The organism is Ruminococcus albus 7 = DSM 20455, assembly GCF_000179635.2.
Classification (GTDB): Bacteria; Bacillota; Clostridia; order Oscillospirales; family Ruminococcaceae; genus Hominimerdicola; species Hominimerdicola alba.
The window spans coordinates 1,619,140-1,634,022 of the sequence record NC_014833.1; the positions used below are offsets into that span (position 1 = coordinate 1,619,140).

The 14,883-nt window shown below is 42.4% G+C and carries 15 protein-coding genes; 12 read left to right on the plus strand and 3 right to left on the minus strand.

What is annotated here, in order from left to right:
* Positions 1 to 77: 77 nt before the first annotated feature.
* From tnpC to tnpA, 3 genes are all read right to left on the minus strand, one after another.
* Entirely contained in the window at positions 78 to 1,610 is a 1,533-nt protein-coding gene (gene tnpC / locus RUMAL_RS07210) for an IS66 family transposase (protein WP_013498099.1), read from the minus strand.
* 92 nt (positions 1,611 to 1,702) lie between these two features.
* Complete coding sequence (tnpB, locus tag RUMAL_RS07215; protein WP_013498100.1) at positions 1,703 to 2,059, minus strand: IS66 family insertion sequence element accessory protein TnpB; 357 nt, start codon at positions 2,057 to 2,059, stop codon at positions 1,703 to 1,705.
* Positions 2,053 to 2,376: an IS66 family insertion sequence element accessory protein TnpA gene (tnpA, locus tag RUMAL_RS07220; RefSeq protein ID WP_013498101.1), complete on the minus strand. Its 324-nt coding sequence runs from the start codon at positions 2,374 to 2,376 to the stop codon at positions 2,053 to 2,055. The genes tnpB and tnpA overlap by 7 nt, the downstream gene beginning before the upstream one ends.
* Positions 2,377 to 2,719: 343 nt before the next feature.
* Between tnpA and RUMAL_RS07225 the strand changes: the two genes are divergently transcribed.
* From RUMAL_RS07225 to RUMAL_RS22140, 12 genes are all read left to right on the plus strand, one after another.
* Positions 2,720 to 3,595 carry an IS1595 family transposase gene (locus RUMAL_RS07225; RefSeq protein ID WP_013498102.1) on the plus strand — a complete coding sequence of 292 codons (876 nt, stop codon included), beginning with the start codon at positions 2,720 to 2,722 and terminating at the stop codon, positions 3,593 to 3,595.
* Positions 3,596 to 3,789: 194 nt separating this feature from the next.
* Complete coding sequence (locus RUMAL_RS07230) at positions 3,790 to 7,407, plus strand: cellulose binding domain-containing protein (protein WP_080557271.1); 3,618 nt, start codon at positions 3,790 to 3,792, stop codon at positions 7,405 to 7,407.
* Between the two features lies 1 nt (position 7,408).
* Positions 7,409 to 7,717, plus strand: coding sequence for a hypothetical protein (locus tag RUMAL_RS07235; protein WP_013498104.1), 309 nt, complete (start codon positions 7,409 to 7,411; stop codon positions 7,715 to 7,717).
* A gap of 467 nt (positions 7,718 to 8,184) precedes the next feature.
* Positions 8,185 to 8,448 (plus strand): hypothetical protein, encoded by a 264-nt coding sequence (locus RUMAL_RS07240; RefSeq protein ID WP_013498105.1) that lies wholly within the window; start codon positions 8,185 to 8,187, stop codon positions 8,446 to 8,448.
* 5 nt (positions 8,449 to 8,453) lie between these two features.
* Positions 8,454 to 8,651, plus strand: a complete 198-nt coding sequence (locus RUMAL_RS22050) for a hypothetical protein (RefSeq protein WP_013498106.1) — start codon at positions 8,454 to 8,456, stop codon at positions 8,649 to 8,651.
* Positions 8,652 to 8,856: 205 nt separating this feature from the next.
* Positions 8,857 to 9,345 (plus strand): RNA polymerase sigma factor, encoded by a 489-nt coding sequence (locus tag RUMAL_RS07250; protein WP_013498107.1) that lies wholly within the window; start codon positions 8,857 to 8,859, stop codon positions 9,343 to 9,345.
* A 2-nt stretch (positions 9,346 to 9,347) separates the two neighbouring features.
* On the plus strand, positions 9,348 to 10,028 hold the full coding sequence (locus tag RUMAL_RS07255; protein ID WP_013498108.1) for a hypothetical protein: 681 nt from the start codon (positions 9,348 to 9,350) through the stop codon (positions 10,026 to 10,028).
* Positions 10,029 to 10,105: 77 nt separating this feature from the next.
* Positions 10,106 to 11,356 (plus strand): hypothetical protein, encoded by a 1,251-nt coding sequence (locus RUMAL_RS07260; RefSeq protein ID WP_013498109.1) that lies wholly within the window; start codon positions 10,106 to 10,108, stop codon positions 11,354 to 11,356.
* A gap of 83 nt (positions 11,357 to 11,439) precedes the next feature.
* Positions 11,440 to 12,249: a hypothetical protein gene (locus RUMAL_RS07265; protein ID WP_028504398.1), complete on the plus strand. Its 810-nt coding sequence runs from the start codon at positions 11,440 to 11,442 to the stop codon at positions 12,247 to 12,249.
* Positions 12,239 to 13,108 (plus strand): hypothetical protein, encoded by an 870-nt coding sequence (locus tag RUMAL_RS07270; protein WP_013498111.1) that lies wholly within the window; start codon positions 12,239 to 12,241, stop codon positions 13,106 to 13,108. Before RUMAL_RS07265 ends, RUMAL_RS07270 begins: the two co-directional genes overlap by 11 nt.
* Positions 13,105 to 13,749 carry an ATP-binding cassette domain-containing protein gene (locus RUMAL_RS07275; protein ID WP_013498112.1) on the plus strand — a complete coding sequence of 215 codons (645 nt, stop codon included), beginning with the start codon at positions 13,105 to 13,107 and terminating at the stop codon, positions 13,747 to 13,749. Before RUMAL_RS07270 ends, RUMAL_RS07275 begins: the two co-directional genes overlap by 4 nt.
* Positions 13,750 to 14,158: 409 nt before the next feature.
* Positions 14,159 to 14,593 (plus strand): hypothetical protein, encoded by a 435-nt coding sequence (locus tag RUMAL_RS22140; RefSeq protein ID WP_193384654.1) that lies wholly within the window; start codon positions 14,159 to 14,161, stop codon positions 14,591 to 14,593.
* The last annotated feature ends 290 nt before the right edge of the window (positions 14,594 to 14,883 follow it).

Here is a 14,883-nt window from a genome sequence, read left to right on the forward strand (position 1 = left end):
GTACTTCAATAGTAAGCGTCAACCGCTAACATATGCTATCAAAGAAACAGGCTCACCAAGGTGAGCCTGTCTGAATATCATATAGTGAATGGAAGGAGAATTGTTCCTGCCGGCTGTGAGAACAGCTCTGTCAGATACTGCTCTGTGTTCAGCCCGTTAGCCTGAGCCGTTGCAACGATTGAATACAGCGCTGCGCTTGCTTTCGCACCGTTCGCCGTATTGCTGTGCATCCAGTTCTTTCTGCCAACAGCAAAGGGCCTTATGGCATTTTCGGCACGGTTATTGTCTATCGGAACATTCCCGTTTTCCAGAAACGTGTATAGATACGGTTTTTCATTCAGCGCATAAGCTACTGCCTTGGCAAGAGCACTCTTTCCGCTGACCTGAAGCGTTTCAAGCCACGCAAAGAAAGCATCGAGCAAAGGCTTGACCTTTGCCAGACGCTGCTCATATCTTTTCTCAGCCGTCATGCCTGACAGCAGGTTTTCTTCATGGTATATCCGCTCAAAGTATCTGACCGCTTCTGCTGCAATCGACGTTTCCTGTGCAGACTTATCCTTAGGCAGTGCATTGACGAAATACCTTCGGGCATGAGTCATGCAGCCACAGTGCTTTACACCAGTAACCACATGATATCCGCTGTATCCGTCACGCACCAGATATCCGTCAAAGCCTTTCAGAAACGCCTGTGCATTCTTTCCCTTGCGGGTAGGCTTGTAGTCGAAAATGACGATGCTGCGGTCATTCATCTTTCCATTGCAGTATACCCACATCTTCGATTCAGCCGTTGCCTTCCTGCCTTCCTCATGCAACACCTGTATGCGTGTCTCGTCTGCATGGACGACGTCTCCGCAAAGCAACAGCCTGTGCATTTCCTGCACTATCGGCATACACCACTTCTCAGCTGCTGTACATACCCAGTTAGACATGGTAGCTTTCAGCAGAGGGATATGCTTTGATGCAAGATCTTTCTCCTGACGATGCAGCGGAACGGCCTTTGCATATTTTTCATAGATGATGTGCGCCAGCAGTTCCGGTGAACAGAAGCTGCCTGGTATCATAGGCTTAGGGTACTCAGCACGGCGGATATTGCAGCGCTCGATGTCTTCAGAATGATCTGCATCGTTCTCAGGCTTTTCGCCGCACTCAGGGCATTTGTAGGTATACACGATATGTCTGCGGACATGGAACTTTGCAGGCGTGTAGACAAGTTCGTCATACGCCTTTTCCTGACCTATCTCCTTCATTTCAGAACCGCAGTTCTCACAAACGGGATGATCTTCCTTATGCTCGACTATCTCGAAATCCATTGTTTCCATCCAGTCATCGTGAGTACGCTTCTTTCTGCGTTTATGCTCAGGGACTGTGACTGACTCAGCTATGTTCTGTGTCTGCGGCTTCTCTTCCTCCGGAAACAGAGAGAGCTGTGTGCAGTTATCCAGTATGACAGAGCTTTGCTCGGTCTTGCGTCCGAACACCTGTTTTTTGAGCCAAGTCAGCTGTTCCTGTACAAAGGCAAGCTCTTCTTCAAGCACGGCAACTCTTGAACGGAGCGCAGCATTTTCCTGTGCCATTGTCATGTCATTTTTTACTGAATTCAGCTCAGACATACTGCTCCCTCCGTTCCTTAAACTATACATATATTATACCACAATACAAGCGAAAAAGCAAGGAAAATAGGCAAATTCTCCTTGCTTTTCGTTCAATAGATAAGCCCTGGTTGACCGTCTCTGATCGCTTTCGGCTGATCGATCGTCAGGCCTTCAAGCAGCCATCTTGTCTGCTGAGGTGTCAGCAGTTTTGCCTCGGTTTCATTGCGAGGCCATTGAAACTGACCGTTGTCTAAGCGCTTGTACAACAAAAGAAATCCGTCTCGCTCCCACAGGAGACCTTTTATGCGGTCACGTCGTCTGCCGCAGAACAGAAAGAGAGCGCTGCTGAACGGATCGAGTCTGAGCTGCCCCTGTATTATCATGGCAAGTCCATCAATGGAACGGCGCAGATCGGTGTAACCGGTGACGAGGTAGACCTGCTGATTTGAAGAAAGATCGTTCAGCATAGGGCTTTCACCAGAGAGAGGAGAGTTTCGGGATCGATGTCTGACGGCAACGAGATCTGAAGATCATTTTTACCTATGTGGATCTCTGACTGACACTGCTGCTGCGGAATGTTGAGAGGAACTATGGCCGGAGCTTCAACGAACTGTTCACGGATCTTTTTCAGCCGGCAGTAGTAAGTGTTCGGCTTGATGCCGTTTTCTTCACACCACTGCTTTATGGTCAGGCCGCTTGCCTGCTGTGCTTTGATAAGTTCCGACCATTCCTGCAGGCGTACTGCCTGTCTGATCGTTGCGATCTCTGTTGTTTTATTCTGCATAATGATACCTCCCGTGTCCAACGGACTCTAATTTACTACATGGAGCTTTTTGAAGTTTTTTGGAATGTCCAATTTACTACATCAAGTTTCTTGGAGTTTATTATACATCATTGGACAACGGGAGGGAAGACGCGGGATATTTTACTCTTACTTTTGGATAATATTCAATTTACGTTACTAACCCATTATCAAAACGAATATCGCTTGAGTTAGTTTGTGAATTGTTATACATGGTTATCCCTTTAACACACCACAGATAATTTACAATGCTGTCCAAATAAACAGACCTCAAAACTCAGAAAATATAGTATAATAGTGACAGAAACCGAAGGGAGCTGTCGCTATGTCAAAAAGATTTCCGAAACCTGAGATCACACTTGATGGGATATACTCAAAGTTCGCAGATGAAAGCTTTTGCAAGGATTTTCTGCTTGATATCCGCTTTGAAAAGGGCTTTGCCTGCCCGTTTTGCGGTGGCTCTGAGTACCGCAGGATAAGGTCACGCCATCTGCTGCGCTGCAAGTTCTGTAAAGCTGATATATCCGCCACAAACGGAACTTTTATGCACAGAACACATATTCCGCTGAGGCTGTGGATAATCACCGCATTCCTCATTATGAGCAACAAATGCAGCGTTTCTGCTGTTACACTTATGAGAAATTTGGGAGTGACCTACAAGACTGCATGGTACATCCTTCACCGCATCAGAAAAGCTATGAAATGCCGTGAAAAACGCTATTTGCTGGACGGTATAGTTGAGCTTGACGACACCTATCTCGGTGCTCCGACTCACGGTAAAAAGCGCGGCAGAGGTACTGAAAAAGTCAAGATGATCGTAGCTTTATCGAAGAACGCAGCAGGAAATCCCGAGTACGTTAAAATGAGCGATGTGCCAAATTTAAAGGGCATAACTGTGGGTAGATTTGCCAGGGATAATATCCGCGCAGGCTCGAAGATCGAGAGTGATAATGCTCGAAGTTACAAGAAACCGCTGGCACAGAAATACTTCCATGTTTTTGAGACATATGATCCAACAAGCGGTCAGCTGAACTGGATGCATAAAGTTATATCAAACTTCAAAGCAATGATCATGGGAACTTACCACGGAAACGAAAAGATCCACACAGCGTTATATGCTGCCGAATACTGCTACAAATTCAACCGTCGTAAGCTGGGAAACAGTGCGTATTTAAGGCTTTTGGCTGCTTTGGTGCAGTGATCTTACTTGTGGTGTGTTAAGGGGATAACCATATTGTTATATAGTTAAATTTTCTCAACTTAGTAACTTCATATAGTAATTTGAAGTATTATACATATAATATGTCAATGATTAATATTGACTTTAATTGTCCCGCGTGGTAAAATTAAAGTGTATTGTTAATTTAATAATAGAATTAATCTACAGGAGGTAAAATGATGTTAAAGAAACATGAAAAGAATCTTAAACGCACGATTTCCAGTATCTTAGCTTTGATGATGACAGCAGGACTGTTGCCATCAAATGCTGTATTTGCTGAATCTAAGGCGAAACAGCACAGGACATATATAGGAGATGGATACACAGTTTATTGTGATGTCACTTCAATATGGGGCGATAGTAGCAATGTTAGTTTCACACTGACAAATACGAGTAATGAAACCATAAAAAACTGGGCGCTTTGTTTTGATAACGATGGAGATATCGATAATATATGGAATGGTGTGGTATTCGGTAAAGTTGATGAACTGACGATAATCAAGAATAATGAATATAATTATGAAGTCAAACCTAACGAAAGCGTTACTTTCGGCTATACAGTATTAGGAGATGATGAACTTCCGGATACAGTGGCTTTAAGGTCCCAGGAAAAGAGTTATGATCCAAGTAAATATACAGTGACGCTCAATGTGGAGAATGACTGGGATACTGGATTTACGGGTAATATAGCTATACAGGCTGTCGGAGATGAACCCATAGAGGCATGGAAGTTGAGATTTAATGCAAATTTTGCTCTTGAACGTGTCTGGAATGCCAACGCAACAGAATCGAATGGCAGTAGCTACGTTGTTGATAGCGATTATACAACCGCTTTTATTCATCCGGGTGAGACTAAGTCTTTTGGTGTGAGCGGAACAAAGATATGTGGTAAACTTCCTGAGATAACAGATATTTCTCTAAGCGGAATTACCGTTTCAGGTGATACCAATCAGTACGTTCTTCCCGAAATCAGCGAGAATGACAGTTCCGAAATTGAAAGCAGTTCAGCTCTCGAAAGCACCCCCAAGGTTGAAGACTGTTCTTCAGAAGCTTCTTTTGAAAATGAAGATAGTTCAAGTTCAAGTGTTCCAGATAATTCGAATATACTTGATGACAGCAGTAAGTCAGAGTTCGAAGATATCAGCATTGATTTCGATATGACAGGCTTTGAGAAGAATGTTCTAGATACGTACACTCTAATTGATCCTATATATGAACTCAGAGGTTCAATAACAGGCAAAAACAGAGTTAAAAAGCTTGAGTATTTCGTTAAGAACGCTGCAGAAGAAGTGATTTCTAATGGAGAAATCAAGGTAAATGATAAGTGGATTATAAATGATTTCAACCTTGATATTGGTATAAACAAGTTAACTGTAACGGCATACGATAACGAAGGTGAGATAGGATCGAACAGCATCGAGATTTTAAATTTAAATACGGATAATCTCTCCAGAACAGATGTCGATCTCGATGATGATGACGGAGATAATCTACAAAACTATTTTGAAAAGATATTAGGATTAGATCCTCAAAAAGCGGATACTGATGGAGATGGACTGAATGATTATGATGAATTCATACTTATTGGTACAGATCCTCTGAATAGTGATACAGATAAAGATGGCCTTAACGATCTTTCTGATATCAAAATGGGATTTGACCCTAATAAAGTAGATACCGATGGTGACGGTGTGATTGACTCTGAAGAAATAGTTCCTCAAGAAATTACCTTAAATGTGAAAGAACCTGAGGTGGAAGGTCTTGTTTCAATACATATCTCTACAGAAACAAACGGAGACATAAACAGCAATGCATTCCTGAAGAGTGTTTACGGTATTGACTCTCTGGCATCTTCAGCTCCAGGACTTATCGGTGTACCTGTTGATATAACATTCGGAACTAATTTTGAAAAAGCAAAGGTAACTTTCACCTACGATGATACAAAACTCGGTAATACCGATGAGAATGACCTGGGTATTATCTGGCATGATACTGCTAACAATAAGCTTGTTTTACTTGAAAATACAGTCGTTGATACGGAGAATAATACAGTCACATATGATACAACTCATTTCTCGACATATGCTGTTGTAGATAAGAAAAAATTCTCATTTCCGGATATAATGACATATATCGATCTAACAAGTGTCAATATCAGAAACCATATCAATGTATATACAGATGTATTTGCAGGAAATAGCAATTCAGAAAAGAATGCTAACGCTATTGCTTTCTGTGACAGAATGATTGAGTTGTGGCGTGATGATGACTTCCTGTTGTTCAGTTACAGTGGAGGAGGAGCAGGAGGATATAAAAAGAATTTCAGCGAAGGTGTGATCAATGATCATTGTCGCAAGATGATATCCGGTGAGAATGGCACAAAAAGAATAAACCCATACATTTGTCTTATGACATTGGGAAGACATGACGAAAATTACTATAAGGATTCCGAACTAATCACCACTGTAATAATGACTGACGGTACAAATGCCGAAAAGTTTTCCGAAGTTGATAACTATGTAATGCGTATCAATCAGGCACATAATAACGTTTATGTTATTGATTTCGGTGAAAAGTATGATGCTGATATGGCGGGAACAATAGGACTGTGCGGTGGAAGATATATAAAAGTAAAAGATAAAATCGGCGCTATTTCAGCAGCATATGATGTAAAATACAATACTCATACATCGCAGAATGATAATCCAAGTAATCCCGGAGATGGTTCTGAAGATTTGGATGGAGATGGAATCCTTAACACTAAGGATAATCAAAGGTATCATAAAAACAACTATCCATCAGTTCTTGTTGATTACATTAATAATGATATAGTAGATATGGATTACACAGAAGAAACAGATGATTATTTCGTTATATGTAAAACTCCTTTGTCTGAAATCCTGTTATCTTGTGATGTTAACACTTTGACAGATAATGATGGAGATGAACTTCCAGTTGAAAATTACTATGATGACTGGTATATAATGGCTTTAAATCGCTTTGGTAAAGAAACTTACGGATTATACAAAATGCGTGAACAGGAATATGATTCCGATGATAAGCATGATAATAATGAGCCCGGCGTTACAATTTCTTTTGTGGAGTTTGATATAAGCAAATTAAATGACGTGATCTATCATAATACCTCAGATACATCAGACTTGTATAATGAAATAGACAAAGTTGTATACGTTCCAGATGCACCATATTCATCAGAATTACAATCCTATTTTGTGGATGTTGATTCAGATGCACCGTATCTGATCGCAGAAGCCTATGTGGATAAGATTGCAAATTCTTATTCAATTTCATCAATACCTTTTCCCAATAATCTAAATCATATTTATGATGGAATAGATAACCTCAATGAAGCGATAGACAGTATTCTTATGCCGGATCCTCTAACAAATGCTGAACTCTATTCAAAAAGACAAGAGTTAAGAAGAGTACCGGATGCTTTGTCTGATTGTAATAATAATTTTGGAAGTATTATAGCTGACGAAAATAATAAAGTAATCAGCATCTCAAGTTCCAGCAACTTGGATTACTATGAAAAAAAAGCTATTTTGAGTGCATATACTGCCGATACTTCATTTAATATGTTTGCTGCTGAAGTTCAGGCTCATGCGGAATACCTCGAAGATACATTATCTATTTTCGATTGGTTTTATAGCCGTGCTCTTCGTGCTGATATGGGAATTGGCGAAGAATATGAAAGCGGAATGTTCGATAGCTATTACGATCCCAACGATAGTAGAGTAGTAGCACAGGCGAATGCACACGGAGCTTATTAAGATGATCAATAAAAAGAATATATGCATTATAAGTGCAGCAGTGCTGTTGATCATATTTTCTGTTGTATTTTATATTTCTCATAAGACGAATATAAAGTATAATGATTGGTCTGTTTTGGGGCATACTTTTGATGAAGTTGAGCAAAAGTATGGAAAATTCGATGTGGATTATGGCAGAAAAAAAGCATATTGTATTAGTGCTAAAAATTCAAATGGACATCTACCATATGATCCTGAATACTATTGGATGGAATCAGATGAATCAGGAATTATTGTAGAGGTATATGTTGAAGGCAAGCCGGGTGGATAATAAAACACTTAATCTACTGGCAAACTCAAAATAATTCCATCACTACTTACGCTAAACGCTGTGTTGAGGCAATTTTAAATTCTGCGTAAACTCAAAGCAGTACATATATGAAAAGACCGATTGTGAAAGCAGTCGGTCTTTAAATTCGAAATCCTGATAAGTTCGAGATTGATTAAATTGTTGTGAGCTTTATTATAGAATCACTCGTAAAAATCATCTTTTTTGAACTGATGTCACAAGTAAACCTCGTAAACGTAAAGTTTGCGGGGTTTTTTGTTGTTTATAAAGCTATTACAAGTGTCCGTAATATTACCCGACTAATTGCAAATTGGCAGGTGGAGTAAGAAACATAATTAAATCGGAAACGAACAAAGAAGAAGTACTAAAGAAAGATTATTACGAGGACTATAATAAATATCCAGGTGATCACTTCGTGCTTTTTAATACACTTAGGAAAGCACAGGAATATGCAGATAAGCTATCAGAAGAAAGCTAATGGAGAAACAGACATGAAGAACTTAACAGAATTAGAAAAACTTAAAAGAAAAGACAATGATCTCTATTTCAGTAACGGAAAACCGAAAAAGATGCACATGATGTGCCGTGATCCTTCCTATATCAGAGAAATAATTCACATTAACGGAAGGTATAATTTGGATTGGTGCTGTGCCGGAGGCAGGTGTCCTTTCTATTCTACGGGCTGTGATGATAAAGGCAGAGAATGGGGGTAATAATTATGGATATACTTAAGATAATTGGTACAACAGAAGACGAGCTGGAAATGGCAATGGCTCTTTCAGAAGTGAATCAGTATCTTGCAACGAAACAGAGCAGGGGACAAAGGTCGGATTCTAGTATAACGGACAGTTTATCAGTATTATTTTTTTTGATGAACCTACCCGAGCACCTTACGAACAAACCAAAAGTGCGATAAACAGACGATTTTGCTATTATAAAAGGCGATGCTCTCCGATGATACTGGAGAACATCGCTTTTTATATGTATAATCGTAAGCTCCATAGATGTTTCGATACCCCCTGCTCAATAAAGTGAATTTAGGGGACTGACGAGAACTTGACAATACGGGTGTTATGTGATAATCTATATACTATAACGCTCACCGAGAGGAGGGACAGATATTGCCTTTGCTGAAAAGCTACGAAGATGAAGAAGTATTTGAGCGACTGTATCATCAATATGTGAAGCTGATGCTGCACACTGCCTATCAGATTTTACAAAACAGCGAAGAAGCAGAGGACGCTGTCCAGACTGCCTTTCTGCGTATCGCAACGCATTTTTCAAGCATCGAAAAAAATATCTGTCCAAAAACGGCAAACCAATTCGTAATAATAGTCAGAAACATTGCGATCGATATATACCGGAAGAAAAAACGCGAGGCTGTGGTACCGCTCCTTGAGGAAACCGTTTCGGAGGACTTCCGCACAGATTCGCTGGACGAAGCAATGCAGGCACTGCCGCAGGAGATGCGGGATATCCTGTATCTGCATCACATCTACGGGCTGTCCGTCAAGGAGATTGCCAAGCTGCTGAATCTGAAGCAGGATGCGGTCTATAAGCGATTGCAGCGTGCGGCTGCACGACTGAAAAAGATGATGGAGGAGGGATGAATATGCAGTTTGATAAAGAATATTTTGAGGCACTGAACCGTTCATTCGATGCAGAATGCAGCAAGCTGGAAGAAGCAGAACTGCCTGAATTCACGCCCTCGGAGCAGTTCACTGAAAACATGGAAAACCTGATTCACCGCAAGCGAAAGCCTTATTTCAAGTGGATCGCAACCGGTTCCAGACGTGCAGCCTGCATCATCGGTGTCTTAATTGTCCTCGGTACGGTTACTGTCACGCAGGTTGATGCAGTGCGGATTCCGCTTCATAAGTTTTTTATCAATACATTCAGCAGGACGATTTCCGTGGATGATTCCTCCGATGCGCCGAAGGTAATCGACCGTTATTATGAGATCACAGCATTCCCCGCGGATTTTGAGCCGGAGCTGCAAACCAGCACACTGTACATGGAATCCACTTTTTTTCACTACACAAACCGGAATAATCCGAAGGAGTCACTGCTGTTCGGGCAATGCCTGTTGAAAGATTACCAAGATGTGGCGTACACCGGCGAACCTGAGCATTTCACAGATACAGACGGTACAGAATATCTGTTTCTGCATACGGCAAACGGCACAACGGCAGTCTGGAATAACAGTGAATACGCATTTTTCATCATATCAGATCGTGAGAAGGATGATCTATTGACAGTATGCCGATCACTTCGGATAAAAAATTTTTCGTGAGCTGTCCAAAATTGCATATCAGATTCGTAACAGTGTATGGAAGCAAAATTCCGTACACTGTTTTTTGGAGGGAAAGCATGAAACGAATCTTATGTCTCCTCTGCGCCTGCCTGCTACTGACAGGCTGCACAAGTGAATCTGAACCGGTGAGCAGCAACCCGTCAAACGGGCAGGATGCCCCGCAGCTTACGGTCTATTCCGGTGATCTGAACGAGTTGAAAGATATGCTCAATGCCTGCCCGAATTTTCAGTGCGGCGATGATTTGACGGTCTCCGTTCCGGAAACCGCCAAGCTGTATGAATTTACTGTTCGGGAGCATCACGAAACGAATTATGAAGCATTTGAAGCGAACTATCAGGCAGTGTTTCAGTATATCTTTCCGGACAGAGAAATGAACCAGTCAAATCTGCACTATGTAGGCGGCTATACATATGATGATGACTTTGAATGGGGCAGCACACCGCTTCGGCTTGTGAAAGATTACCGTGCGGAGTTGGTATCCGGTGCGCTTGATTATGACGGATTAGGGTATGATGATCCGAAAGACAAATTATATTGCGCAATCGGCTCAGCACTCGATCACGGCAATGCACTGATCAACAGGGGCGTTACACAGCGTCTGACAGAAAACGAAGCGAAACCGGACAACTTTTATCCGCAGGATGAGTATACATATCTGAAAACAGTTTCGCCGGACAGTACCGAGAAAGTGAAGCTTCTGAACGGTGAAACAACGGTTCAGGATGCAGTCGCTGCGTTCTCAGCTTATATCGACAAGATGCCTTACCCGAAGGAGCAAAATGTCAAAACGGCAGTGCATTCCGTTGAGATCTATCAGGTTACTTCGGATGCCTGCGGGCTGCTTCTCCGCACTACTCCGGAGTACAGTGGTTTGCAGAATGATTACTGGAGCTACAGCTCATATCGCGGACTCATCGAATACATTTACCCGCTTTCGTATTGGGCTTGGATGATCGAAACGGACAAGCCGGATGAAATGATGTCGTATTTTCGGTATCGGCATCTGGAAAATGTACGCAGCATCAACAAAATCGCTGATATGCAGACAGCAGTTCAAACAATCAGTGATAATCTATCCGCAGCGGTCACATTTGATGTACTGCAAATCGAGTTTGTTTATCAGCAGAAGTATATTCCCGATGAAAACGGTCATGTCGATCTGAAAAACGGGCAGCCCTGCACCTCGCGGCCGGTCTGGAAATTCACGCTGCAAAATCCGAATGATACGATGATGTATGTATGCTGGCTTGATGCAGAAACGGCATCGGATTTCGAGTACATCTGTTTCAGTGAGGACGAATCATGAAGCTGCTACGGTCAATCGGAGTGGATCTCCGGCGGGCAGTTTTCAGTGTGGGATTTCTCTGCTGTGTGCTCGGTGTGTTTTTGATGTGCTTTGCAAATACGGTCGGATTTGATCCGCTGACAATGGATCCGCTGACGATCCCCGCAGCACTGATGCGCCCCGATCTGGTGAAGCAGGATGTGCATTACTGTGCATTCTATGTGTTCACGGCAGGCAGCCCGCTCTGGGTGACAATGTTTACGCCGGTGCTTGCGGCATTTGCTTATGTACCGCTTCTTTGCGATGAACGCCGCACACAGCTCAGCCGCCTGCTGATCGCAAGGCAGGGAAAACTGCGGTATACGGCAGCACATATCTTCGGCGCAATGCTGACAGGCGGTCTGACAATGCTCTGCGGATTTGCACTGTTTGGTATTGCTGATGTGATCCTGTTTCCGTCACTGCAAAGCTACGATGCTGCGGCAATTTCTTACTTTCTAGAGGAACAGTCAGCGGGCTATCCTGAAATGATAGCGGAGAAAATATGCGCCGGTGCATTTACCCACGCAATTTTGCTGAAATGTTCGGAGATGTTCCTGTTCGGGGCTGTATCTGCATTGCCTGCGCTTGCCTGTGCAGCAATCACACAAAACAAATACACGGTACTTTGCCTGCCGTTCTTTGCGGCGTATTCATGGAATCAGTTGATTACACGACTCTCTGCAAGAGCATTTATGCAGCCGGAAACGAATATGAATTGGCTTCGCTTTCTGGCAGTATGCCCGACTAATTCTGTGCTTTCTGTTTTTGAGCACAGTACAGCGGAGATTCTTGCACTGCACGGCAGCATTGCGCTGTTGATGATGTTTCTCTTCATCGGAATCATGCAAAGGAGGCGGGACTGTGGCACATAGAACCATACAAAAGGCTTGGGCAGTTGCCGTAACGGAATGGGGAAAATGGCTGCGGAATCCGCGTATGATGATCGCACTAATGCTTGTGATCGTTGCACGGACGCTCGCTGTTGAGCCGTTGAACACACGAACCGCCGAAAGCGGATCGCCAATGAACATTTTTGAACCGATGATCGCAGTTGGCAATTCCGGAATGCTCGTGATGCTCCTTCCGGCTGTGTTTCTGATCCTCATGAGTGACTACCCTGTGCTGGAATCGAACTCTCTGCTGTATCTCTCCCGCACCGGAAAACGTGCGTGGTTCTGGGGGCAGATTCTCTTTGCGGTCATGAGCATTCTGACATATTTAGGCTGTATTTTTCTGCTTGTGACGCTCTCCTCACTCGGCAATACAGAATACAGCTTATCATGGAGTGAAGCAACACGCACCTTCATCGCGCGGAATCCTGAAAAAGCAGACAGCTTTCTTGCGGAGCTGCTGCCGTCCAATCTGTATAATCAGCTCACATTGCCGCAGGCGATTTTTTACACATTTACGCTGCTTGCATTGTATCTGTTCTTGATGTGTATGATTTTGCTGATGTTTACCATGCTAAAGCGGCGCACGATCGGTGTTTTGTCTGCATACGGCGTGCTGCTTTGCGGTGTTATCACCTGTGCCGCACGGCTGCATAGTATGTGGATGTTCCCGATGGCAAATTCGATTATCTGGCTGCATTATACCGAAATATTGCGCAAACCGATATACCCGATTTTGAATTCATATCTGTATTTAGGTGTGTTTAGCGCGGTATTCTTTGCCGTCAACCGTTTTTTGCTGCGCAGAATGGAATTTGAACAAACGGAGGTGCTGACATGATAGAGGTTCAGGGACTTTCGCTGACAATCAGCAAAACAGAGATACTGAAACACATTGATATCAGATTAGAATCCGGCAAGATTCACGGGCTGATCGGCAGGAACGGCAGCGGCAAAACAATGCTGATGAAGTGCATCTGCGGATTTGTGCGCCCGACTGCAGGCAGTGTGACCGTTGCCGGAAAACAGATCGGAAAGGACTGCGATTTTCCGGAATCGGTCGGTCTGATTATCGAAACACCGGGGTTTATTCCGTATTATTCAGGTTATCGGAATCTAAAGCTGCTTGCTGATTTGAATAAGCGAATCAGCAAAGACAAGATTCGCAGTACCATGCAAACGGTCGGACTTGATCCCGACCTGAAACGCCATGTGCGGAAATATTCTCTCGGAATGCGGCAGCGTTTGGGGCTGGCTCAGGCAATCATGGAAAATCCCGATCTGCTGATTCTCGACGAGCCAATGAACGGGCTTGACAAGGAGGGTGTTGCGGATATGCGGAAATACCTCCTTGACCTCAAAGCACAGGGCAAAACAATTCTGATTGCTTCGCACTCTGCGGAGGATATCTCTGTATTATGCGATACTGTATGTGAAATGGACAAGGGCGTGCTAATGAAACAGAGAGGATTTCCAGTTTGAGGAAGCATTATAACTTATAAAAGGGGCTGCAACAGCCCTTTTTATAGTCCGTATAATTGTACTCGTTTCAATTGACAAGCAAGAACGTTCGTGATATAATATATACAAATCAAACATATGTGCATATCAAGATTAATCCAAACCGAAAGAAGGTGTATACCCGCAATATATCATTTCAACGTCAAAATGGTCACTCGAACGAGTGGTGGATCATGTGTAGCAAGTGCCGCATACATCGCAGGAGAGAAGATCAAGAATGAGCGTGATGGTTCAAAGTCATAAAAATTAATTATATACAAAGAGAAGAAGGATGATGTTATGTTTAATACAAAAAAATTAGTTTCACTGGTTATGTCTGTGGTTGTTGGCTGTACAATGGTGACAGCGATACCTGCGAATGCAAAATGCTATGAAAACAAAGGGTCAGGTTTCAAAGCGGTCAACAATTTTACAGCGTATAACAGAGAGTTTTCCATATCACGCCTGCGGAAGCTTTAAAAATAATCTCAAAGAAATATTAAGAGGAGATAAGAGCATTTTAAGTTATAGAGCCGATCAGCCTTTGGATATCAAGAAGACCTGTATCGGACTGAAATACGATAAGGACACAAATACTTATTATGTAACTCTTGTTCTGCTAAACAAAAATGGCGTCAAGCATTATAAGTGGAATGGCGCCATACCCGAGGATATCATGATGAAGATACTCATCTACGGCCACATGAACGACTCTTTTTCAACTGAGTTCCTTTTGCTGGGACTTGCATACAACATAAAGAAGCTTTTTGCTAAGATCTCAGAAAACCGACTTGGAATTTCTCTTTTTGAACTGAAAACGGCATAAAAACCAGCAGAACATAACACCCCCGAGTCCACTTTTTTGAAGAGGGCTTTGGTGTTACTACATCGCTAACGTTTTAGTTTAATCTAATTTATATTTCTTTTGTATGAGTATGAGCCTACAATTATTAAGACTGCGCGCACTGTATCAAAACTTACAACAAATCATATATAAATATGTAATTTGTAACAATTCAAATCGTATATTATTGATTTTTATGAAACTGTATGATATAATTTCATAAATGATTTGATCAAACATTTTACATACAAAACCCAAGTGCTAGCTCTGAT